This is a genomic window from Flavobacterium sp. RHBU_24, assembly GCF_046613695.1.
Lineage (GTDB): Bacteria > Bacteroidota > Bacteroidia > Flavobacteriales > Flavobacteriaceae > Flavobacterium.
Genome location: NZ_JBKJHD010000022.1, coordinates 17,030 through 40,160, shown reverse-complemented (window position 1 = coordinate 40,160; position 23,131 = coordinate 17,030). Strand labels below are relative to the sequence as shown.

Here is a 23,131-nt window from a genome sequence, read left to right as displayed (position 1 = left end):
CAGCTTATTTTAACAGGGTAAAGCTACAATCCCTAAAAAATTATGAGTTATTAATATTACTTAATAACTTTTAAATTTTTCTATAATTGACACCTGCAGTTCTGACGGCGTCATTCCCGTTTTCTTTTTTATAAAAATGCTGAAATTAGCGGGGCTGTCAAAACCAAGTTCGAAAGCTATTTCTTTTAACGAGAGTTTACCCAGTAGTAAAAGTCGCCTTATTTCTAATAAAAGTTCCTCATGCAAAAGCTCAAGTGCGGGCTTGCCAAATGCATTTTTGCAGGCCATGTTCAGCTTATCCCGAGAACAGTTAAGCATTTCGCAATAATCTGCTACATTTTTGCGGGAGTGTATGCTTTGCGACAATACTGAAAGAAACCGCGATGCAAGGTGCCCATTATCGGCAATAATCAACCCTCCCTGCATTTCGGCAAGTGATATAAGTATAATTTCCAGGTAACTATATGCCTTATATATGGATAGCGGGGTAAGATATTCTTTTTTTATTAACCCGGCAATTTGCCCGGCCATACTGTAGAGGTTATTAAAAACCTCCGGTTCCGGGATAAAGGCCGGATTAGCAAAATATAAATGGTAATGCTGTAAAGGGCGGATAAATTCAAACAGTTCTTTCCTGAACTGTATAAGCAAACCCTTTGCTGAGTCGCGGTGCATCAGGTGTACTTGGCCGGGATAAATGTTAAAAATTTGTCCCCCTTGCATTTTAAATGGTGTAAAGTCAATGTACTGGTGGCCTTCCCCTTCTTTTATCAGTATAACCTCAAAGTAATCGTGCCGGTGAGGTTGCTTATAGTCATAAGGATTAAAGTAATCCAGCGGCTCTACTACAAGTAGCTCATTAGGATGGGGAAGTTTTACCAAACTACCCGCAGAAAATTCTTCTTTCATTTTTTTCATATAAGAACAAAAATCGGTAAAAAATTTATACATACTGTATCCAAATGTCCTGAATATGTGCCTCAAAAACCATAATTAAAAACTTGCTCGCTTATTAAAGCACATTATTCCTTTTGGGCTACAACATTGCGCCTTTTGGGCACATAGGTTTTTTTAAACTGGTTGCAACTTTGCTGCAATAAAAACCATGAATTATGAAGTTAGAAAAAATCTGAACAACATTGTAACCATTACAATAATTATGTTAATGGCGGGCATACATTCATTTGCCCAGGGAACAGGCAGTTTTAAAGGAAAAATCATAGAGCAGTCTACTAAACAGCCGGTTATTGGGGCGGGCAACGAGCTTTTAATCTAAGCCGGATGGGCAGCAAAGTGTGTAAACCCAACTTCGGTAAAATAAACCAGTACGGTCCCAATATCCGCAGAGTTCTTAAAGGTTGTATAGCTGTCAATAAGCCCCCCGTGATGCCAGCTGAATAGAGCTTACTTTCAGTATTATTTCTGACTGAAGCGAGTCTTCCTTTATACTGAAAGCCGATTACTAAAACCGTACTTGGAAAAACTTTATATTCACCTGCAATAGCATTTTCAGACACTACAAAATACTTAATGTAGCGCCTTAACGGTTCAGTTGGAAAATGTTTATCAAATTTCATTTCACAGGCTTGTGGAGCCAATTTAAAAACATCTTGCTACAGCTCTTATGTTTGCGGAATTAAACTAAATACTTCGCCCCGCCGCCGAGCTGCACTATGCCTTATTTTGCTTTATTCAACACCTTATCGGCAGCAAGTACTAAGAAAAGGTAATCGGTAGTACCGCCACCCAGCACATATTCTGTTTGTTGCCAAAGGAAAGGCCATTCTAAAAGTTCAGGAAAATCAGGCCTTATAAGCGCCGTTCCTGAGCCGATTCCACCCGGTATATATGAAGCATCGCCCCTATTCATTCCGTAAGCCTGGGTCAGAGAACGTGAGCCTACCCCTGAAGCAAACGAAGAGGTATTAACGCCGGGATGCGATCCTAACACAAAATTCAGGGCACTCAGCATATATTTAGCTGGAAAAATTTCCGGGAAACTGGTATGGAAATAATATTGTTTCATACCAAAATCCTGGATTCCCCATCCCGCGCCCCAAATATCAGGCTGGTAAGGCATGCCATACGGTGTCTTTTTTCCCTGTTCTACAACAGTTTTGTAATAGTTCTTTACCGATTTCTGTACATTTACTTTAAAAGCCTTATTACTTATTAACGGCAATACAGGGCCAACAATCCATCCGGTACCGTCAATATTAGAAACAATATCACTTTCGACAGAAGTTATATAACGCGAATACTCCTCTTTTTTGGTGGTTGATAATAACTCGGCAGCCAGTAATAATTTATCCAATGGCTTTGCTGCCTTCGTGCTTTTCCAGATGTCCTCCGAAATTTTAAGGCAATCGGCTGCCAACTCCGGATTAAATTTTGAAAGTGTCCTTGCAGCAGCTGCTAACGTCGCCGCTGTATTTAATTCCCTACCCGGATTTTCTTCAGTAAAAACCCAACGGTCATCGGGTGCACCGGGTTCGCCTACTGGTATAGCTTCATCTTCTTTATTGTTGGAGAAAACCTCACCATCCGTATGGTTTACAGCATCACCCAGCAATACATATTGGCGCTTGGTAGCCTCAATAATTCCCCTGTAAAAGCGCCCCATAGATTTGTAACCACCAACAATAGAAAGTGCACCATGTTCAATTTGTTGCAATACATCCGGTTTACCATCCGGTTGCATAATTTCAACAGTCCTTGAAGCCTGGTTAATGCTGGTATTATCATATTCAACCCCAAAAAGTTCATAAATATGTGAAAGCCCCCGAACTGTTTCTGCCTGCGACTCTACACGAAGGTCAAAATCGCCGGCATCGTGCCAGCCGCCAATATTTATACCGGGAACATGTTCGCCGCTCTTATATTTGGTAAGCGTAGAAGGGCCTTGTAGATAGCCATCAAAATGGTTCCAGTCCGTTGGTGCCATTCTTGCATCATCCATGTGGCACCGCCCATGCCATACTTTATATCTGTCGTTTATGCGCATATGGCACATTTGAACGGGCAGGAAATACTCTAAAGTGGGCTGCCAAACGTTACGCTTATAAACATTCTCGTCTATTTGAAAGGGCTCTGTGGTATAGTTGCCGTATTTAACTACGTACATCCCCGGCTGCTTTACCGACGAAAAATCCAGTTGATAATATCTGTACCTGAGGAAATCTCCCCAAAGTTTAGGTTTTGTAGAAATTACTTCGGCATAGCCCCCTTCATTTTTTATGCGATACAATTTTGCTTCCTGCAGGTTTTTGTCGTTTTTATCGGTTTCAATAACGGCAATCTTTTCCTGCGCAGGATGGTACCCTACCTGTGAAATTTGCACAACAGGGCTATATAAAAAGTCCTCCATTACATTTGGCGTTACAAGCCATTCAATGGCATTTTTTGTCGCGCCTGCAGCTACCAATGACCGTACTACAAACCAGCCATTATTATGTTGGGCGCGCCCGTCTAAAAGCTGAAGATTATCATTCCTGAGATTGGTAATCGTCAAAGTTTGTTCAGGTGTTTCCGGGGCAACCACAAGTACTTTGCCCGAAGCCATAGGTTCTATCTTGTATTCTCCCTCATTATTATTCACTCCCGGGCCATTAACCTGCCTGTTAAAAATACCGGAATGATTATCCACATAATATGATTTCCCGAAAAGGATGCCGGGGAAAAATTCAATATTCATTCCTATTTTCCCTACCCACTCCTGAGGTATTGGCTGATCAAGATCAACAACAATTTTAAAAGATTTTCCCTGGGGAATTACTTTTAATGTGTAAGAAATATTAAGGTCAGGATAAATTATGGGGTTAAAACCCTTCCTGTCTTTGGATGCGTCAGGATAGCTCATCTTAACGCTTATTTCGTTTTTTGTACGGTCTGCCACCCGCTGGCCAACCTTTGGAACAGGTTGCCATTGCCCAGGGGTAGGTTCCAGCCTTAAATCTCCATTAGTTGCCACCCGGATTCCGTTTTGGATAATACCCACCCCTCCCTGGTGGCTTTCGGGATAAAAGTCATGGGCAAGCATTACGTTAGCGCCACGCCGTTCCAGGTATTCAAGGCTGTTTATATGAAAATTATCGGTAGCATCATTCTTACTTTGGGCAAAAGATGATAACTTAAAAAAAACAAATAATACAATAAGTAAGCGTTTCATATATAGTATGTTTTTAGCAAAGTAACAAAAAAATCATAATAGTTTTTTTATTTTCTTAAAATATCAGGTAACACTCTTAGCGTTGGCGTTTATTTTTTTGCATATACAATATGGCATACAGCGGATGTTTTTAGGTTCCTCTCCATACTCAAGACATGGCTTATAAACAGCATCTTTTCTAAATCTGTGCATTCTGAAAGAAATAAACGGTACATTAAATAACTTTCTTATTTTTGCACTTTCAACATAAACAACAACACAACAATGAATACCATAACGGAAACTGACTTTAATTTCCCCGGACAAAAATCAGTATATCGCGGCAAGGTGCGCGAAGTATATAACATAAACGATAACCTGCTGGTTATGGTGGCTACCGACAGGCTGTCGGCATTTGATGTTGTGATGCCAAAGGGCATACCCTATAAAGGGCAGATATTAAACCAGATAGCAACAAAATTTATGCGGCTTACCGAAGATATAGTACCTAACTGGCTGATAGACACCCCAGACCCCAATGTTGCCGTAGGCCAGCTATGTGAGCCCTTTAAGGTTGAAATGGTTATACGCGGGTACCTTAGCGGACACTCCGCGCGTGAGTATGCCGCGGGCAAGCGGGTGCTGTGTGGTGTAGAACTTGCAGAAGGGCTAAAGGAGAACGATAAATTTCCGGCGCCGATTATTACCCCTACTACAAAGGCCGATAACGGCGAACATGATATGGACATAAGCCGTGAGGCGATACTTACCCAGGGCATTGTGAGCGAGGAAGATTACCTGGTACTTGAAAAATATACGCGTGCCCTGTACCAGCGTGGTACTGAGATAGCCGCATCGCGGGGGCTTATACTTGTGGATACCAAGTATGAATTTGGTAAAACCAAAGACGGCCAGATTGTGCTTATTGATGAAATACATACACCTGATTCTTCGCGCTACTTTTATGCCGAAGGCTACCAGGAACGCCAGAATAAAGGCGAAGAGCAAAAGCAGCTTAGTAAAGAGTTTGTGCGCCGCTGGCTGATAGAAAACGGTTTTCAGGGTAAAGAGGGGCAGCAGATACCTGAAATGACAGATGAATACATCCAGAGTGTTTCTGAGCGCTACATAGAGCTGTATGAAAACATCATAGGAGAAAAATTCAGCAAGGCAGATATATCAGATATTAATACCCGTATCGAAAAAAACGTAGTGGCCTTTTTAGGAAAATAGTGTTAAGCAGCTAATCAACAATATTATATACTTAGTATTTTCGGCAAACCCCGGATAATAGCAATCCGGCAGGAGTACCGTTGCATTCAGTTATAATCCCTGAATTGAGCAATTGGCTATAACTTTTTTGCTTCGTTCCAAAACACATCCATCTCGGCAAGGGTCATATCCGCAAGCGGTTTGCCCAGTTCGCCCGCCTTGCTTTCCAGGTAGGTAAAGCGTTTGATGAACTTTTTATTGGTGCGTTCCAGGGCATCTTCGGGGTTTATGTTTAGAAAGCGGGCGTAGTTAATCAGCGAAAACAGCACATCGCCAAATTCGCCTTCCATCTTTTCATGGTCGCCGGCCTGCACCTCGTCGTGAAACTCTGCTATCTCTTCCTGCACCTTTTCCCACACCTGCCCGGGCTCTTCCCAGTCGAAGCCTACGCCCCTCGCCTTTTCTTGTATGCGGCTGGCCTTAACCAGCGCGGGCAGGCTTTTAGGCACGCCCTCTAAAACCGATTTTTTGCCCTCTTTAAGTTTTAGTTTTTCCCAGTTTTGCTTTACCTGCTCTTCATCTTCTACAACCACATCGCCATAAATGTGCGGGTGGCGGTGTATGAGCTTTTCGCAAATGCCGTTAGCTACGTCGGCAATGTCAAAGTTGCCGGTTTCGCTGCCTATCTTGGCATAAAACACAATATGCAGCAGTATGTCGCCCAGCTCTTTTTTAACCTCCTGCAGGTCGTTATCCAGTATGGCATCGCCCAGTTCGTAGGTTTCCTCTATGGTAAGGTGGCGCAGGGTTTGCAGGGTTTGTTTTTTATCCCACGGGCACTTGGCACGGAGGTCGTCCATAATATCTAAAAGGCGGCCAAAGGCATCAAGCTGTTGCTGGCGTGTATTCATGATGGGGAAATTTTGTGTAAAAATAAAGATACTGCCGCACCAAACCACAGAAAATTAAGTATTTTTATCGGATTATCTAAACCGGTACCGTTTTTTTAAACTTTTAGCAGGCCGGCTATTAAAAGCGTAACTTTAAAATGAAAAAGTATTTTTTATTGTTTTGCCTCTGTTTGCAGGTACTTTATGTGTTTGGGCAGGGCATTAACTGCGCTTCTATGGAGCCTCTGTGCGCGGGGGGCAGCTCATTTACATTTCCCAGCGCTACTAACGCATCGGTAAGAGCTGCAGACGCAGCCGGCTTTGGGTGCCTGGAAACGCAGCCTAATCCATCGTGGTTTTATATTAAAATAGACCAGCCGGGCAGCCTTACAATCAACCTGAGCCAGGTAACCAACAACGGTACGCCAATAGACACCGACTTTATATGCTGGGGGCCTTTTACCGACCCGCCGCCAATCTGCGGGCCTGGCAATTTAAATTCAGGAACAGCAATAGATTGCAGCTATTCTGCCGATGCCTCAGAGCAAATTAACATTTTAAATACACAGTCAGGCGAATATTATGTACTGCTGATCACAAATTTTGAGGGCAGTGCCGGGCGTATTAGCCTTACCCAGACCAATACCAGCCAGGGCAATGCCGGTTCTACCGATTGTACTATAGCCTGCCCTCTTACGCTGGGTGATGATATAGCGCTGTGCAACGGCGGGGTAGCAACGCTTACTGCAAACTTTGCCCCATCAGGAAATTATAATACCAGCCTTACCACTATAGAATGGCTGCGTAATGGTGTTGTATTGCCACAAACAACAAAATCTATTACTATTAACGAAACGGGTAGCTATAGCGTTAACATATATAACCCCGCTTGCGGGGCTGATGTAATTACCGATGATGTGGAGGTAGTTGCAGGAACCGCGGTTTTTACTACAGCGGAACCCGAAACGTTAACTATTTTAGCACCGGCAACGGGAAATTATATATTTAACCTTACCGAAAATAATGCGGTAATACTTGATGGCGAAGACCCGGCAGGCTACAGCATTGCTTATTATGAATCGGAAATCGCCGCTGAAGAAGGCTCAAACCCGCTACCCTATGCTGTAGCGTATAATGGCTATAACGGTCAAACCATCTGGGCAAGGGTGGTAAACCTGCTTACCAGCTGCCCTATTGTATATTCTTTTACGCTTAATGTTATTTCGTATGCTACCTATATTACCCCAAATGGCGACGGCTACCACGACACCTGGGGAATAAGCGGGCTACGTGGATTTAAGGATGTTACCATTACTATTTTTGACCGCTACGGCAAACTTATCAAAAACATGAGCCCTAACAGCAACTCGTTACAAGGCAGAACCTGGGACGGCACTTTTAACGGGCGTATGCTACCTTCAGATGATTACTGGTTTACCCTTGTATATATCAATAAGCAGGGCCGTAAAATAGAACTTCGCTCGCACATTGCCATGAAACGGTAGAAAAAAGCCAATAAAAAAATCCTGCCGCATTTTACCGCAACAGGATTAATTATTATAAAACTAAGATCGTAATTATTCTTATTCTTCAGCCTTCACCTCTTCGGTCGTGGCTTCGGCAGTTGCTGTAGCTTCCGCTTCTTTACTTACAAGGCCTTTTGCCTGCAGCATGTTGTACCAGTTAAGTATCTTTTTAATGTCCGATGCATATACCCTGTCTTCATCAAACTCAGGCACGGCTTCCCTAAAGTAGCTTTCCAGCTTTGCATTATCTTCTTTGTGCGATAAGGCCGGGCCGTTGTCTTCTTTTTCCGCAATGGCGCGGAGCACTTCGCTCAGGCGGATTTCACCGTCATACGTATATACCGATATTTCAGACAGCAGGCTTACATTACTCCTAAGGCCTACGGTTATTTTTTTACCGTCAATAAGCGATTCCGCTACAAATCCGGTACGTGTTTGCAACTTTAACTCAAATAGCCCCGGCTTGCCCGATATGGCTAATATTTTTTCAATTCCCATTATGCAGTGTATTTAGTCTGGTTTTTAAGGATGGCAAATATGCAATGATTGTTTTTAAAATCAAAAATTATCTGCCTTTTTTGGCAACAAATTTCATTTTATAATCAGGCCTTGTCTTGCCCTCCATTATATTCTGGAGTTTCTTTGTTATTAAACGTTTTTTAAGCTGCGATAGTTTATCGGTAAATAAAATTCCCTCCAGGTGGTCATACTCATGCTGTATTACCCTGGCTATCAAACCATCATATTCCTCGGTATGTTTATTAAACTCCTGGTCGTAGTATTCTATCGTTATTTTTTCGTGGCGGTACACATCCTCGCGCACTTCGGGTATACTCAGGCAGCCCTCATTAAAGCACCATTCTTCACCCTCCTCTTTTATCATGGTAGGGTTAATAAATACCTTTTTAAAGGCAGATAGCTTCTCCTGCTCCTCTTTACTTAGGTCTTCGTCTTCGCTAAACGGGCGCGTATCAATAGTAAATATCCGTATCGCAAGCCCCACCTGCGGCGCCGCAAGGCCCACACCATAAGCGTTATACATGGTTTCAAACATGTCGGCTATTATCTGGTTCAGGTTAGGGTACTCCCGCGGAATCTCAACAGCTTTTTTTCTCAGTACCGGATCGCCGTATCCTACTATGGGTAAAATCATATTGCACTTTTTTTGCCTGGCATGCACCGCTGCCACATATTAAGCAGCAAAAATAATAAATAAAACGCGATAAATGGCTTTTTTAGTAACGCGCCACGAATTACACCAATTTCGCAAATTTTAAAATCATCGGTTTGCAACTTTAATAATATGTGCCGTTATGTGGCACAAGGTTAATTTGTACAATTAGTGGCTAACTTTCATCGGCCAAATGCTAATTTTTTGTGAGAATTAACGCCTGCCTGCCACAACAAATACCCAATGCGTATCTTTGCCAAATAAAGCCATGGCATGATACAACGCATACGGGAATTTACAGACAGCGCTAACTTTAGCCGTGCCGTTATATTAACCGTGGCCGCAGTATCGCCTGTATTGCTTTTTAATTATTTAGGTGCCTTTGAAACCGGGCTTGCCATAGCCCTGGGCGCGTTCCTTGCCTACCCCGCCGATATTCCGAGCAACTTACCGCACCGCGCTAAGGGCCTGCTGATAACGGTATTTATAATAAGCGGCACCACACTGTTTATAAACCTTACACACCCCATTGCCTGGCTGTTTTACCCTGCCACGCTGGCACTTTGTTTTTTCCTTTCCATGTTATCCGTTTACGGGCAGCGCGCTACTATGGTGGCTTTTTCAGGATTGCTGGCTGTAACGCTGGGTACGGGCCATATACATACCGGTACCGAAATTTTTATCTATACGGGTATGATGTTTGCAGGCGGCCTGTATTACACCCTGCTGTCGCTGATTTTTAACTACCTTAACCCGCACCGCTATACCGAGCTGCTGATGGCCGACTGCCTGAAGCTTACCGCTAAATACATGAAGCTGCGCGGTGACCTGTGGAATGCCGATGCCGACCGCAACGCCATTATAAGCCGCCAGCTGGAACTGCAGGTGCAGATTAACGAAACCCACGAAAGCCTCCGCGAAATACTCATCCGCAACCGCAGCAATGCCGGCAGCAGCAAGCGCAGCCGCAAAATGCTTATGGTATTTATAGCTCTTATGGAAATTTTAGAGTTGGCACTCGCCACTTCTTTTGACCATAGCACGCTTCACGAAAAGTTTGGGGCACATTCTAAACTACTTGCTACGTACCAAAACCTAGCGTATAACCTGGCTTCTGCCTTAAAGAAAATTGGTAAAAGCCTGAATAACCGCACGGAGTACCTGCCCAAACATAGCCTAAAGGCAGATGTAGCTGCGCTTGAAAAAGCAATAGCCGAATATGAGTCCCAACTGGGTAAGGATGTAACCAAGGATGGTGTTTGGCTGCTGATGAATATGCTTCACTACGGTGAAAAACAGGCTGAAAAAATATACCTCATAGAGCGTACATTTAGCCAGAAAGCACCTTTAAAGGAAATAGGAGGCAATCGTGACCGCGACCTCGAAAAGTTTTTAACCCCGGAGGATTACCCGCTTAGTACACTGCGTGAAAACCTCAGCTTAAGCAGCACCATCTTCAGGCACTCGTTGCGGCTTACCATTACCATAGCCTTAGGGTTTATAGTGGGCACTATATTCCCCTTCCAGAACGTATACTGGATATTGCTTACCATAGTGGTAATAATGCGTCCGGGCTATGGGCTTACCAAGCAGCGCAGCTACCAGCGTATTATAGGCACGGTGGCCGGGGGCGCTATTGCTTTTGCATTTTTAAGCGTTGTGCACCAGCCCGTAATAACAGGCACACTGGCCATAGTATGTATGCTGCTGGGTTTTGCTTTTACCGCTACAAACTACAGTATAGGCGCCACGTTTGTTACTATATATGTGTTGTTTTTATACTCAATGCTGGTGCCCGATGTAAACCAGGTAATACAATACCGGTTTATGGATACAGGGGTTGGCGCGCTTTTGGCATTCGCCGGAAATTACTTCTTCTGGCCGTCGTGGGAGTTTATGAACCTGCCACAGTACATTAAAAAATCTATTGAGGCAAACCGGGATTACCTTGCCGAAATAAGCCGTTTTTATAACCATAAGGGCGAAGTAACCACGGGATACCGCCTTTCTCGAAAAAATGCCTTTATCGCCATAGGCAACCTTATGTCGAGTTACCAGCGTATGGCACAGGAACCAAAAAGCAAGCAAAAGCAGCAACAGCAGGTATATAAGCTTGCTGTGCTTAACCATACGCTGCTTTCATCAGTGGCATCGCTGGGCACGTATATACAGGGGCATAAAACATATAAGGCTTCTGAGGCGTTTAATGTGGTGGTACATACGGTAATCAGGAACCTTGAAACGGCAATTTTATTGCTCAACTTTGATGTGCAGGCAGACGAAGCCCAGCACTCTAAAAATGAAGACATGGCGCTTCGGTTCAGCGAACTGAAAAACATACGTGCGCGTGAACTGCGGGAAATTCATTTAGATAACGAGGATGAATTCCGGCTGAAAATGGAAGAAGCGCACCTTGTAATAGAACAACTGATATGGATGCACAGCCTTTCTGAACGGATTATTAAGGCGGTAAAGAACTTAGACGCGGCCAAATAAGTGTGATGTTCCAGGACAGGTTTTTACCCTGAAAGCGACCCGGTTATACCCTCCGAATATTCGCGCCTAAGCGTACAAAACTTATGGATAACACTAAAATTTCACTATAAGATTATTTTCTAAAATTTACCTTATAAATTTACACACCAATTATTTAAGTAAAATTATATAAATAATTACTTCATGGTCTATCAATAAAAAAAAGCACCAGGTACGAGGTGCTTTTTGCTTTTAATTACTCGAGGCTTAGTGTTATCTGGCCGTCGTCATTAAGGGTAATGGTTGTGTTTTCATCCGTAAGGCGCACTTCATCTTTTACGTCCATTTCCTCCGGAATTTCTTCCACAGGTTCTTCATACGGCAGCGGGTCGAGCAGGTTTACCTGCCTCACCTTGTCAGCGGTAAGCTGGTTGCCTAACGCCTTAATGCCTTTCACGGCAATAAAGCTCTCCATATCTACGGTAATGGTTTCCTTTTGTACCCCTTTTATCTTAGGGAAAATTATCTCTGCCACCGGCCTGTAATCAGTACTCACTATTTCAAGCTGCGACTTTTCGTGTTCGGTAATAAACAATTCTTCCTTATTTTCATTTTCAACCAGGAAACGTTTTATATAATAACGCTCTTTTTCGCCATCATAATAAATGGCCGAAATAGGCTTGTTAGGCTTCCATTTCTCCAACACTATCATGCCCTCGTCAAAATGCGTGGTAAGTTCCGGCACTATGGTTTTTAGCTTACCGTTCTGGTTAATGATGAGCAGCCTGTCGTTCGGGCGGAATTCACCCAGCAGCTCACCCCTGCCGTCAACATTAAGCCTGTGCACGGTATCGTCAAACCAAATCCTGCGTGGCTTAAGCGTAGAAATACCTTTCTCTTTAAGCTCGATTTTCTTGATAGGGTATTTAGTAACCGTATTACCACGTGATGCCCTGCCTTTAATGGCTATGGTTGCAAAATCAAGGTCGAATTTCAGCTTCTTAACGCTGCCTACCTGGCGCAGCAATACGCTTATTACTTCAGCCTCGCCATTAGGGTTGTCTGAAAAATACAGCACCATAGAATCTTTGGTCCCGGCAGTAAGGTCATACGGTTTATCGCGCGTAACACCCGATACATTAAAACGCTTGATGTATGATGGGCCGGACTTGCCGTCGCGGTAAATCATGTTATATATGGTGCGCTTGTCGTTCTTGTCAAATACGGCAACATGGATGATATCTTTACCCACAAAGGTTTTTACATCAACCTTAGTTATTACCATACTTCCGTTACGCAAAAATACGATTACATCGTCTATATCGCTGCAATCTGCTACATACTCATCTTTTTTAAGGCCCGTACCCACAAAGCCCTCTTCACGGTTTACGTAAAGCTTGGTATTGCGCAGCACCACTTTAGTCGCCTCTATGTTATCAAAGTTGCGAATCTCTGTCTTGCGTTCGCGGCCCTTGCCGTAGCGCTCCTTAAGGCTTGTAAAATAGTTTACGGCAAACTCTACAATATTGGCCAGGTTGTATTTTACCTGTTCTATCTCCCCTTCCAGGGCTTCTATTTTTTCCTGTGCTTTGTCAATATCAAATTTAGAAATGCGCTTGATGCGGATTTCCGTCAGGCGCACAATATCCTCCTCGGTAACGGCGCGGCGCAGGTGGGTGGTAAACGGCTTAAGGCCTTCGTCTATAGCCTTTATAACGCCCTCCCAGGTTTCTTCTTCCTCAATGGCGCGGTACACCCTGTTTTCGATGAAGATACGCTCCAGTGACTGGAAGTGCCAGCTTTCCTCAAGTTCGCTAAGCTGTATTTCGAGTTCGCGCTTCAGCAAATCTACCGTGCGGTGCGTACTGATGCGCAGCATTTCGCTTACGCCCACAAAGTACGGCTTGTGGGCCTCGATAACGCAGCCCAGCGGTGCCACCGAAGTTTCGCAGGCGGTAAAGGCAAACAGCGCATCAATAGTTTTATCGGGCGATACACCCGGCGGCAAGTGGATGAGTATCTCTACATCCGCAGCCGTGTTATCTTCTATCTTCTTAATTTTTATCTTACCCTTTTCATTCGCCTTAAGTATACTGTCTATCAGCGTAGAGGTATTGGTACTGAACGGTATTTGGGTAATAACCAGCGTGCTCTTGTCGAGTTGGCCTATACGCGCACGTACCCGAACGCGGCCGCCCCGCATGCCGTCGTTATAATTAGACATATCGGCAATACCGGCGGTAGGGAAATCGGGGTATAATGTAAACGGCTTATTTTTAAGCACTTTTATGGAGGCATCGATAAGCTCGATAAAGTTATGCGGCAGCACTTTTGTAGACAGGCCCACCGCAATTCCCTCGGCCCCTTGTGCTAAAAGTAACGGAAACTTAACCGGAAGGTTTACCGGTTCGTTTCGCCTGCCGTCGTAAGACGATTGCCACGGGGTAATCTTAGGGCTGTACAGTACCTCAAGCGCAAACTTGCTCAGGCGTGCCTCTATATAACGTGAAGCCGCCGCGCCATCGCCGGTAAGGATGTTACCCCAGTTACCCTGGGTGTCAATCAACAGTTCTTTCTGGCCTATCTGCACCATGGCATCGCCTATACTGGCGTCGCCGTGCGGGTGGTACTGCATGGTATGCCCCACCACGTTTGCCACTTTGTTGTAACGGCCGTCGTCAAGCTCCTTAAGCGAGTGCATAATACGGCGCTGCACGGGCTTAAAGCCGTCTTCAATAGCAGGTACGGCACGCTCCAGGATAACGTAAGACGCGTAATCCAGGAACCAGTCCTTATACATACCGGTAACCTTGGTTATGGTATCCAGCGGATCGGCATTACCATTCCTTTCGTAAAAATGTTCTCCTTTTAAAGGCTCTAAATTTTCTTCGTCCATGTATGGCCTCCAATTTATTTTGGGTAGTTAAAGTGCTATTTTACGCCTAAAATACGCATTTCTACAAATCTATTAAAAAAAGCTTAAAAAAGTAAATGCAAGTGTTGACAAGCGCGGTTTAGTTGTTAACATAAATCCTCTCCCCAGCCCTCTCCAAAGGAGAGGAAGCAGCTACACTCAGATGTTTTGAGTACAGGTTAACCTCAATATTATAGGATTTTTTTACCAAACTGTACCCGTTCGTTGGCTCCCCTCTCCTTCGGAGAGGGGCTGGGGGGTGAGGACAAAAAAATCCCGAACATTACTGTCCGGGATTTGATATTTAGGTTTTCCATGTCGACGAAGGAGACACCTCAGAGATTCCTCCACTACGCTGCGCTCGGTCAGAATGGAAAAGCAGTATTATATTAACTAACTAAGCGCTTTCTGAACCTGGTCAGCCGCTTCCTGGAACAATGTAGCAGAAAGGATAGGCATACCTGAGTTATCGATAAGTTCTTTAGCAATCTCAGCATTAGTACCTTGTAAACGTACAATGATAGGCACTTTTATTGAGTCGCCCATGTTTTTATAAGCGTCTACAACACCCTGTGCTACGCGGTCGCAACGCACGATACCACCAAAGATATTGATAAGGATAGCCTTAACGTTAGGGTCTTTAAGGATGATACGGAACGCGGTCTCAACACGCTTAGCATCGGCAGTACCGCCCACGTCAAGGAAGTTAGCCGGCTCAAAGCCTGCATATTTTATAAGGTCCATGGTTGCCATAGCAAGGCCTGCGCCGTTTACCATGCAGCCTACAGTACCGTCAAGGTCTACATAGTTAAGGCCTACTTCTTTAGCTTCAACTTCAATAGGGTTCTCTTCCAGTACGTCGCGCATTTCTGCATATTTCTTCTGGCGGTAAAGTGCGTTGTCATCAAGAACAACCTTAGCATCTACTGCAAGTATTTTATTATCCGATGTTTTAAGCACCGGGTTAATCTCAAACATAGAGGCATCGCTGTCTATATATGCTTTGTAAAGCGACGCGATAAACACGGTCATTTCTTTAAAGGCGTTGCCGCTAAGGCCTAAGTTAAACGCTATCCTGCGCGCCTGGAATCCCTGAAGGCCTACAGCCGGGTCTATTTCTTCTGTAAAGATGCGCTCCGGCGTGTGCTCAGCAACTTCTTCGATATCCATACCGCCTTCGGTAGAATACATAATCATGTTACGGCCTTTGCCCCTGTTTAACAGTACAGACACATAAAATTCTGAAGTTTCACTTTCTCCCGGGTAGTATACATCCTCGGCAATAAGTACTTTGTGTACCCTTTTACCTGTAGGAGGTGTTTGCGGTGTAATAAGGTCCATACCGATAATCTGGCCGGCAAGTTCCTCTACCTGCTGAAGGTTTTTAGCAAGTTTTACGCCTCCGCCTTTACCGCGGCCACCGGCATGCACCTGTGCCTTAACAACATACCAACCTGTACCTGTTTCGGCAGTAAGCTCTTTAGCGGCAGCAACAGCTTCCGTAGGGCTGTTAGCTACTATACCGCGTTGTACACGTACGCCGTGGCTTGCCAGTATTTCTTTTCCCTGATATTCGTGTAAATTCATATAAAATGCGTTTATCTTATTTAAAGTGCAACAAAAATAGTAAATAACATTAAACCGCCGAAAGGTTTTTAAACTTTTTCCTGCTAAAAAAGCATACTTACTATTACACTTTAACATTTGGTTACGCAACCCTTGCACCAACTTTGCCTCTTATAATAAACCACATAAAACAATACCATGAAAAAAGCAACAACAATATTCTTAGCCCTTATCGTTTTACTTGTGGGCTGCAACAATGACGACGACACTTCACCCGCCTTGAGCATTGAAGGCAACTGGAAACTGGTGCAGATATCGGGAGGCTTTAGCGGAACTATATATAATTTTACTCCGGGTACTGTAGTATGGGACTTTAATGAAAGCGACACTAATATTACTGTTACCAGTACCGTTGAGACCGATACATATTACGGGCTTTCTGCAGGCTCACATGAATATGAATTGTCATCCAATGATAATTGCAATAACAGCATAAATATACTGCTGGATGATTATTACGCAAACTTTGGCTGCAGTACAATAGAGGGCAATACCCTAACACTTAATAATGGCTATGCCGATGGCGAGATATATACATTTGTACGCTAAAGCATCTCTTATTGTAGCTGTTAAAAATAACAGCATTATTTAAACAATATTTATAAAACCCTTAACGTTTAAAACAATTATATTAATTAATTTAATATCCGCTTATATCTACAATCTAACCCGAATAAAACCAATTTGTTATGAAAAACATTACCCGACTTTGTTGTGCCATTCTCGCTGTGCTTATAGTGGGATGCGGTGATGGAGATGAATGACATCCCTGCAATAGGTGGTCATAAAAATGTTTTTGCACGTTTACTTACTGTATAAAGATACCCCCCTGATTTTTGCGGGGGATTTTTTTGCCTTAAACTGCCGTCGTCATAATTGTAAAGATAAAAGGTTAAAAGCATTTTAAAATTCATTTTTTTAACACACCTTTTCTTTATTTTTGTTTTACGAAACCAATAGTAAAACATGAAAAAAATAGTAACCATAGCCGCATTGGCTTTTGTGTGCGGCATGCAGGCGCAATTTGGGGTAAAAGCCGGTTTTAACTTCGCTAATTTCAGGGGCGATGCCGCTGATGATTTTAATGTACTGACCACCTGGCACGCCGGGGTTGTTTATGAAAATGAAATTACAAGCCATTTTAGCTTCCAACCGGAATTGCTGTATTCGGTATCTGGGGCAAAGAAGGACGATACAGAGTATAAGCTGGGTTATTTCAGCGTACCGCTCATGCTAAAGGTATACCCTACCGGTGGGTTTAATATACAGGCCGGGCCGCAGCTGGGCATGCTTATTAACGAGAGTGATAATTTTGACGGCCTTGATAGCGAAACGTTTGATTTTGGGCTTGCGGCGGGACTGGAGTTTTTCCTTACCAATAACCTCTTTATACAGGCGAGGTATTACAGTGGTACCAAAAAAGTTTCAGCGGATGCCGACCTTAAAAACACGGTAGTTTCCGCATCGCTCGGGCTAATGTTTTAAAAATGAACTATTAATCTAAAACTAATATAATTTATGAAAAAGATTCTTTTAGTAGCAGCAATGCTGTTAGGCGCCGTAACCGTGCAGGCACAGGGCGTTGATTTTGGTATTAAAGCAGGTGCAAACTTTGCTAAGTTTAACGGCGACCTTGATAGCGACGGTATTACGAGCTTTCACGCTGGTGCCGTATTAGAACTTAACATTGTACCTACCTTTTCGGTTCAGGCAGAAGGGCTTTTCTCTTCTGTAGGTGGTAAGGCAACGTACGATGCCGGCGGATTAGGCGCCGTATCCCAGGATTTTAACCTTGATTATATCTCGGTTCCTGTATTAGCCAAATTTTATGTGCTACCCGAAAAAGTAAGCCTTGTTGCCGGGCCGCAGTTTTCATTTCTTATAAACGATGCCGACGATATTGACGCTAAAAGCACCGATATAGGTGTGGCAGGTGGCCTTGAAGCCAAAATAATAGCAGGCCTTTTTGCCCAGGCGCGCTATGTAATTGGCGTAACAAACGTAACTGACGATTCGGCTACTGCAGATTTTAAAAATGCTGTATTCCAGTTATCTGTTGGCTACAACTTTTTATAAAATTTTTAAATAATATTTAAAAACCGGTAGGCCATTTACGGTACAACCGGTTTTTTTATTTTTATACCTGTTAAATTTTTCATTATATAACATACAGGCATAACTGCTAATACTTACATTTACTCCCTATTACAGCACACAATGGACATTATTATAATTAACGGGCCTAACCTGAACCTTTTAGGCAAACGCGAACCCGAAATATACGGCGGGCGCACCTTTGAAGACTATTTTGCCGAATTGCAGCAAAAATTCCCCGGCGTAACGCTATCGTATTACCAAAGCAATATTGAGGGGGAAATTATTACTAAAATACAGGATAAAGGCTTTACCTGCGACGGCATTATACTTAATGCCGGGGCATACACACACACCTCTGTGGGCATAGCCGATGCTGTAAAGGCCATAACTGCCCCCGTTGTAGAGGTACACATATCAAACACTTTTTCGCGCGAAAGCTTTCGCCACCAGTCTTACCTCTCACCCGTGGCGGCGGGAGTTATCATTGGCTTTGGCCTTAAAAGCTACGAGCTGGCTTTACACTCATTTATATACCAGTCATGAAAAAAATAGCCGTTATACTGTTGCTGGCCTTTGGCCTTACCGCAATGGCACAGGTACAGGGAACCATAACCGGTAAAAATGGTACAGCAATACCATTTACATCTGTAGCGGTGCAGGGCACGTATAATGGCACTTCGGCAAATGAAAGTGGTTATTACTCACTGGCTGTGAGCCAGAAAGGCAGCTACACCTTTGTGTTCCGCAGCATCGGTTACAAAACTAAGGAAGTAACCCAAACCATAAACCGGTTTCCGCATGTGCTTAATGTAACGCTTGAGGAAGAAACCTACCAGCTTAACGAAGTGGTGGTGGCCAGCAAGCAAAAAATGGCCGATAGTATTATAGCCTTTGCCATTGCAAACCGCACCAGGAATGCCGCCCGTACAGCGCAGTTTGAAGCCGACTTTTACAGCCGTGGCACGGTGCGCCTTACCGATGTACCTAAAAAAATACTGGGACAGGGGCTGGGCGATCTGGGTGGCTCGCTTGATACTACAGGAAGCGGTATAATATACCTGAGCGAAACAGTAAGTAAAATAAAATTCAGTGCACCTGATAAGCTGAACGAAAGGGTAATAGCAAGCAGGGTGAGCGGCGAAGACAGCGGCTTTAGCTTTAACAATGCCGATGCGGCGCAATTTGATTTTTACCAAAATACCCTGCCTTTTGAGGTTAGTGTGGTATCGCCCATTGCAGACCGGGCTTTTAGTTATTATTCCTATGAACTGGAAAGCGCTTTTTATGCAGAGAACGGGCAGCTGATTAACAAAATAAAAGTTACGCCTAAAACCGATACCGAAGCTACCATGGCCGGCTATATTTACCTGGCCGAGACAACAGGCGAAATTTATGCTACCGACCTCTCCGTAAAAGGCAGCGCCATAAGGCAGCCACTACTAAACATTCTTACCATAACGCAAAACTTCGGCTATAATAATAAAGAAAACGTGTGGAGCAAAAACGTGCAGCTTGTTACCTTTGATATGAGCCTGCTTAACGTGCACGCCGCCGGGGTGTTTAGTTATGTATACAGCAATTATAACTTTAACCCCGCATTTACAGATAAAAGCTTTACGCCGGAGATACAATATTTTGAACCCGGTAGCAACGGGCAAACGGTAAAGTACTGGAACGGCATTCGCCCCATACCGCTTACCGCCGCCGAACGTAATGATTATATAAAAAAAAGCCGGCTTGAAGACCTGCGGCAAACGAAAGCCTACCAGGACAGTACGGATAGCGAAATGAACCGCTTTAAATGGACATCAATCCCATTAGGCTACACCTACCATAATACCCCGGAGAACTATGAGATACGGTATACAGGTATTGCCACACGGCTGGCGTTTAATACCGTGCAGGCCTACTGGCTGGGGCCGGGATTTGAGTTTACCAAGTACCATGACAACAACACCTATACTAAAATAGGAACCGACCTTAACTACGGTTTCGCCGAACAGCGTTTCAGGGCTACGGGACATGTGGAACACATGTTTAACAATTTCAGCAAGCGGAAAATTACCTTTAGCGGGGGCAGCAGCATAGAACAATACAACCCCGAAAAGCCCATTAATAAAATAGTAAACAGTGTCAGTACCCTGTTTTTCAGGGATAACTATATGAAGCTGTATGATAATGCATTTGCAAGGCTAAAGTATGAGGAAGAAGTACTTAACGGGCTCTACCTGTATGGCAGTGTAGAATATACCCGCCGCCATGCTTTGCGCAACAATACCAATTTCAGCACGCTTAAAGACATTTATCACCCGTACACCTCAAACAACCCACGGCTGCCGTGGGATTTTGACACCCCTGCGTTTGAAAGGCACAACATGGTCAAGGCATCGCTCATGGCAAAGGTTAGCTTTGGGCAAACCTACCGCACCCGTCCCGACGGGCGCGAAACCATAACGAATGACAAATATCCGCTGCTGTTCTTAAAATATGAAAAAGGATTTGCCAGCAGCATTAAAGACTACGAGTTTAATCATGTTTCGGCTAAGGTGCTGTATGACCTGTCGTTTGGCAGCGGGGGCACGCTTGGCACGGCCTTTAGGGCAGGTAGTTTTTTTAATAGTGGTACTGTAGCTTTTCCTGACTGGAGGCATTTTAACGGTAACGAAACCCACGTGGGACGCTCTGAGCGTTACCTTAATGTGTTTAACCTGCTTCCCTACTATACACACAGCACCAACGACCGGTATTTTGAAGCCCACCTGGAGCATCATTTTAATGGGTATATTACAAATTCGGTTCCGTTATTTAATAAGCTGGAGTATTACCTGGTTGCCGGTGCGCACTACCTTGCCACGCCGGAAAACAAGCCTTATGCGGAGTTTACAATCGGCCTTGATAATGTAGGCTGGGGTAAATTCAGGTTATTGCGTTTTGACTATATATGCTCCTACCAGGGCGGCTTCCGTGGCGACGGCGTGGTGTTTGGGTTGACCTTTATCGACTTTTTAGAGTAATCGCTTAGCCCCAAAATTTCGCTAATTTCTGATAATTAAATTTTAGCACCGGCATCAAAGCGCCAGTCGTAACTGCCGGTACGCAATCTCACACCGTATTCTAACCAGGCTTTCATGCACAGCAAAAAGCTGCTCCAGCCTTCGGTGTTCCCTACTACCCAGTCAATTCCCGCGTCGGTTATGGGTTCGCCGCTTTCGGTAATTTTTACCACAGTAGTATCTTTATAATGCTTAAAAACGATACGCACTTCATGCTCCTTACCCTGTACTTCCCAGTAAAAGACCACGAGCGCATCCTTTAACACCTCCCCTATCCTCACAGGAAATTTCCCTTCAAATTCCGGGAAACTCCATTGCACGGTTGTACCTTCTTCCATCCTGCCATTGCTTTGTGAGATAAAATAATTACTCATTATGTGGTGGTCTACCACGGCTTCAAAAACTTCGCTAACCGGTTTGCTTAACTGCAAGGCGGCTTTGGCTATCAAAATTTTGGTATCCATACACTGAATTTTTTATAAAGTTATAAAAAATTTTAAATCGCTATCTTGCACTGCTTTTACAAAAACATCCATGAGCCTGCACCACCATTACCTCATCTATAAACCCTGGGGCTACCTGAGCCAGTTTACCTACAACCTCAAGCGTAACAAGAAACTACTGGGCGAACTCCATGATTTTGCCGAAGGCACAATGGCTATAGGCCGCCTCGACGAGGACAGCGAAGGCCTGCTCCTCCTCACTACCGATGGCATGATGAGTGAAGTGGTGCGTAGTAAAAAGGTAGAGAAAGAATACTATGCCCAGGTAGACGGGCATATAACCGCGGCAGCCATAGCGCAACTGCAAACAGGTGTAGAAATAGGCTTTAAAGGCACGAAATATACCACCCTGCCCTGCACCGCATTCAAACTCGAAACCCCTCCTGCCCTGCCTGAACGCTCCCGTAAAATTCGCGATGAGCGCCACGGGCCTACAAGTTGGGTGAGCATTACGGTAACAGAGGGTAAATTCCGGCAGGTGCGTAAGATGACCAGCGCGGTAGGCTTTCCTACACTGCGGTTGGTGCGTGTGCGTGTGGGTAACATTTATTTGGGAGATTTACAGCCGGGGGAAGTGAGGGAAGTTGACGGGTTTGATGTGTAAACAGTGGTCAGTTGATTTGTCAGGCGGCAACTGTCTACTGATCACTGAACACCGGAACTTTCACATAACTTTAAATAAAAACTGTTTTGATAATGGTAGCTTTAACTTCTTAACCATGAGCTATGAAACACTATCTCTATCTATTACTTGCCGTAAGCCTCCCCGCGTTTGCCCAGGATAATGAAATTAAAACCGACCGGCCGGACCAGACCGAGTGTGCTGATATTGTACCTGCCGGGCGCTTCCAGATGGAGAACGGCTTTATGCACACCAAAACAGAAAAAGGTGCATACGAAATGATGTTGCCCACGGCACTGTCTAAATTTGGCATTAATGAAAAACTTGAGGTGCGCCTGACAACCAACCTGGTGTATACCAAAACTCCGGACAGCACCGCTACAGGGTTTGAACCTGTGGGAGTAGGCTGTAAAGTAAGCCTTTGGGAAGAAAAAGGCATCCTGCCCAAAGCTTCTGTTATAGGGGAGATGACATTGCCTGATGTAGCCTCAAAACAATATAAGCAAAAGTACCTTGCGCCGCAGATACAGCTGCTCTTTCAGAATACGGTTTCGGATGCTTTTGGCATAGGGTATAACTTTGATATGCAATGGGATGGCGAGCATACTGAACCGGGTTATGAATATACCATTTCGCCCGAATATAGCCTAACTGAAAAATTAAGCACATTTATAGAATTGTATGGCTTTATGGCCGGACACGCCCGCACCGACAACTGGGCAGACGGCGGATTTAAAATACTCATCGGTAAAGACATGCAGCTTGACCTGGCGGGCGGCTACGAATTAACCGCACACAGCCGTTACCATCGTTTTTTTGAAACCGTTGGCTTTTCGTTCAGGATTTAAAACGCTGAAATAACTTACAATATTATAAGTTTTTTTAGCAAAACTTT

Annotated in this window: 19 protein-coding genes; 11 read left to right on the top strand and 8 right to left on the bottom strand. The window is 44.1% G+C overall.

What is annotated here, in order from left to right:
• Positions 1–60 precede the first annotated feature (60 nt).
• Positions 61–909, bottom strand: a complete 849-nt coding sequence (locus tag ACLI09_RS16315; protein WP_411420712.1) for a helix-turn-helix domain-containing protein — start codon at positions 907–909, stop codon at positions 61–63.
• 196 nt (positions 910–1,105) lie between these two features.
• On the opposite strand from ACLI09_RS16315, the gene ACLI09_RS16310 reads away from it, so the two are divergent.
• Positions 1,106–1,276: a hypothetical protein gene (locus ACLI09_RS16310; protein WP_411420711.1), complete on the top strand. Its 171-nt coding sequence runs from the start codon at positions 1,106–1,108 to the stop codon at positions 1,274–1,276.
• Between the two features lie 402 nt (positions 1,277–1,678).
• Here the strand turns inward: ACLI09_RS16310 and ACLI09_RS16305 are convergent, their stop codons facing one another.
• Entirely contained in the window at positions 1,679–4,168 is a 2,490-nt protein-coding gene (locus ACLI09_RS16305) for a glycoside hydrolase family 9 protein (RefSeq protein WP_411420710.1), read from the bottom strand.
• 264 nt (positions 4,169–4,432) lie between these two features.
• Here ACLI09_RS16305 and ACLI09_RS16300 point away from each other — a divergent pair, with 264 nt between their 5' ends.
• Positions 4,433–5,380, top strand: a complete 948-nt coding sequence (locus ACLI09_RS16300; RefSeq protein ID WP_411420709.1) for a phosphoribosylaminoimidazolesuccinocarboxamide synthase — start codon at positions 4,433–4,435, stop codon at positions 5,378–5,380.
• Between the two features lie 116 nt (positions 5,381–5,496).
• Here the strand turns inward: ACLI09_RS16300 and mazG are convergent, their stop codons facing one another.
• Positions 5,497–6,270 (bottom strand): nucleoside triphosphate pyrophosphohydrolase, encoded by a 774-nt coding sequence (mazG, locus tag ACLI09_RS16295; protein ID WP_411420708.1) that lies wholly within the window; start codon positions 6,268–6,270, stop codon positions 5,497–5,499.
• Positions 6,271–6,407: 137 nt separating this feature from the next.
• On the opposite strand from mazG, the gene ACLI09_RS16290 reads away from it, so the two are divergent.
• On the top strand, positions 6,408–7,754 hold the full coding sequence (locus tag ACLI09_RS16290) for a T9SS type B sorting domain-containing protein (protein ID WP_411420707.1): 1,347 nt from the start codon (positions 6,408–6,410) through the stop codon (positions 7,752–7,754).
• 78 nt (positions 7,755–7,832) lie between these two features.
• Here the strand turns inward: ACLI09_RS16290 and ACLI09_RS16285 are convergent, their stop codons facing one another.
• Positions 7,833–8,273: a DUF5606 domain-containing protein gene (locus ACLI09_RS16285; RefSeq protein ID WP_411420706.1), complete on the bottom strand. Its 441-nt coding sequence runs from the start codon at positions 8,271–8,273 to the stop codon at positions 7,833–7,835.
• A 67-nt stretch (positions 8,274–8,340) separates the two neighbouring features.
• On the bottom strand, positions 8,341–8,928 hold the full coding sequence (gene def / locus ACLI09_RS16280; protein ID WP_411420705.1) for a peptide deformylase: 588 nt from the start codon (positions 8,926–8,928) through the stop codon (positions 8,341–8,343).
• A gap of 291 nt (positions 8,929–9,219) precedes the next feature.
• On the opposite strand from def, the gene ACLI09_RS16275 reads away from it, so the two are divergent.
• A complete protein-coding gene (locus ACLI09_RS16275) occupies positions 9,220–11,442 on the top strand; it encodes an FUSC family membrane protein (protein WP_411420704.1) in 2,223 nt (740 codons plus the stop codon).
• 235 nt (positions 11,443–11,677) lie between these two features.
• Here ACLI09_RS16275 and ACLI09_RS16270 read toward each other — a convergent pair whose 3' ends face one another.
• Both ACLI09_RS16270 and sucC read right to left on the bottom strand, forming a co-directional pair.
• Positions 11,678–14,317, bottom strand: a complete 2,640-nt coding sequence (locus ACLI09_RS16270; RefSeq protein ID WP_411420703.1) for a DNA gyrase/topoisomerase IV subunit A — start codon at positions 14,315–14,317, stop codon at positions 11,678–11,680.
• Between the two features lie 411 nt (positions 14,318–14,728).
• Positions 14,729–15,922, bottom strand: coding sequence for an ADP-forming succinate--CoA ligase subunit beta (gene sucC, locus ACLI09_RS16265; RefSeq protein WP_411420702.1), 1,194 nt, complete (start codon positions 15,920–15,922; stop codon positions 14,729–14,731).
• Positions 15,923–16,099: 177 nt separating this feature from the next.
• Between sucC and ACLI09_RS16260 the strand changes: the two genes are divergently transcribed.
• From ACLI09_RS16260 to ACLI09_RS16240, 5 genes are all read left to right on the top strand, one after another.
• Positions 16,100–16,510 carry a hypothetical protein gene (locus ACLI09_RS16260; protein WP_411420701.1) on the top strand — a complete coding sequence of 137 codons (411 nt, stop codon included), beginning with the start codon at positions 16,100–16,102 and terminating at the stop codon, positions 16,508–16,510.
• Between the two features lie 417 nt (positions 16,511–16,927).
• On the top strand, positions 16,928–17,446 hold the full coding sequence (locus ACLI09_RS16255; protein ID WP_411420700.1) for a porin family protein: 519 nt from the start codon (positions 16,928–16,930) through the stop codon (positions 17,444–17,446).
• 33 nt (positions 17,447–17,479) lie between these two features.
• Entirely contained in the window at positions 17,480–18,037 is a 558-nt protein-coding gene (locus ACLI09_RS16250) for a porin family protein (protein WP_411420699.1), read from the top strand.
• Between the two features lie 141 nt (positions 18,038–18,178).
• The gene (gene aroQ, locus ACLI09_RS16245) at positions 18,179–18,601 is read left to right on the top strand and encodes a type II 3-dehydroquinate dehydratase (RefSeq protein WP_411420698.1); all 423 of its coding nucleotides are present in this window, start codon (positions 18,179–18,181) and stop codon (positions 18,599–18,601) included.
• Positions 18,598–21,072: a DUF5686 and carboxypeptidase regulatory-like domain-containing protein gene (locus tag ACLI09_RS16240; RefSeq protein ID WP_411420697.1), complete on the top strand. Its 2,475-nt coding sequence runs from the start codon at positions 18,598–18,600 to the stop codon at positions 21,070–21,072. Before aroQ ends, ACLI09_RS16240 begins: the two co-directional genes overlap by 4 nt.
• Before the next feature lie 35 nt (positions 21,073–21,107).
• Here the strand turns inward: ACLI09_RS16240 and ACLI09_RS16235 are convergent, their stop codons facing one another.
• A complete protein-coding gene (locus ACLI09_RS16235; RefSeq protein WP_411420696.1) occupies positions 21,108–21,575 on the bottom strand; it encodes an SRPBCC domain-containing protein in 468 nt (155 codons plus the stop codon).
• 70 nt (positions 21,576–21,645) lie between these two features.
• Between ACLI09_RS16235 and ACLI09_RS16230 the strand changes: the two genes are divergently transcribed.
• The gene (locus tag ACLI09_RS16230; protein ID WP_411420695.1) at positions 21,646–22,218 is read left to right on the top strand and encodes a pseudouridine synthase; all 573 of its coding nucleotides are present in this window, start codon (positions 21,646–21,648) and stop codon (positions 22,216–22,218) included.
• 122 nt (positions 22,219–22,340) lie between these two features.
• Positions 22,341–23,084 carry a transporter gene (locus ACLI09_RS16225; RefSeq protein WP_411420694.1) on the top strand — a complete coding sequence of 248 codons (744 nt, stop codon included), beginning with the start codon at positions 22,341–22,343 and terminating at the stop codon, positions 23,082–23,084.
• Positions 23,085–23,131: the final 47 nt, after the last annotated feature.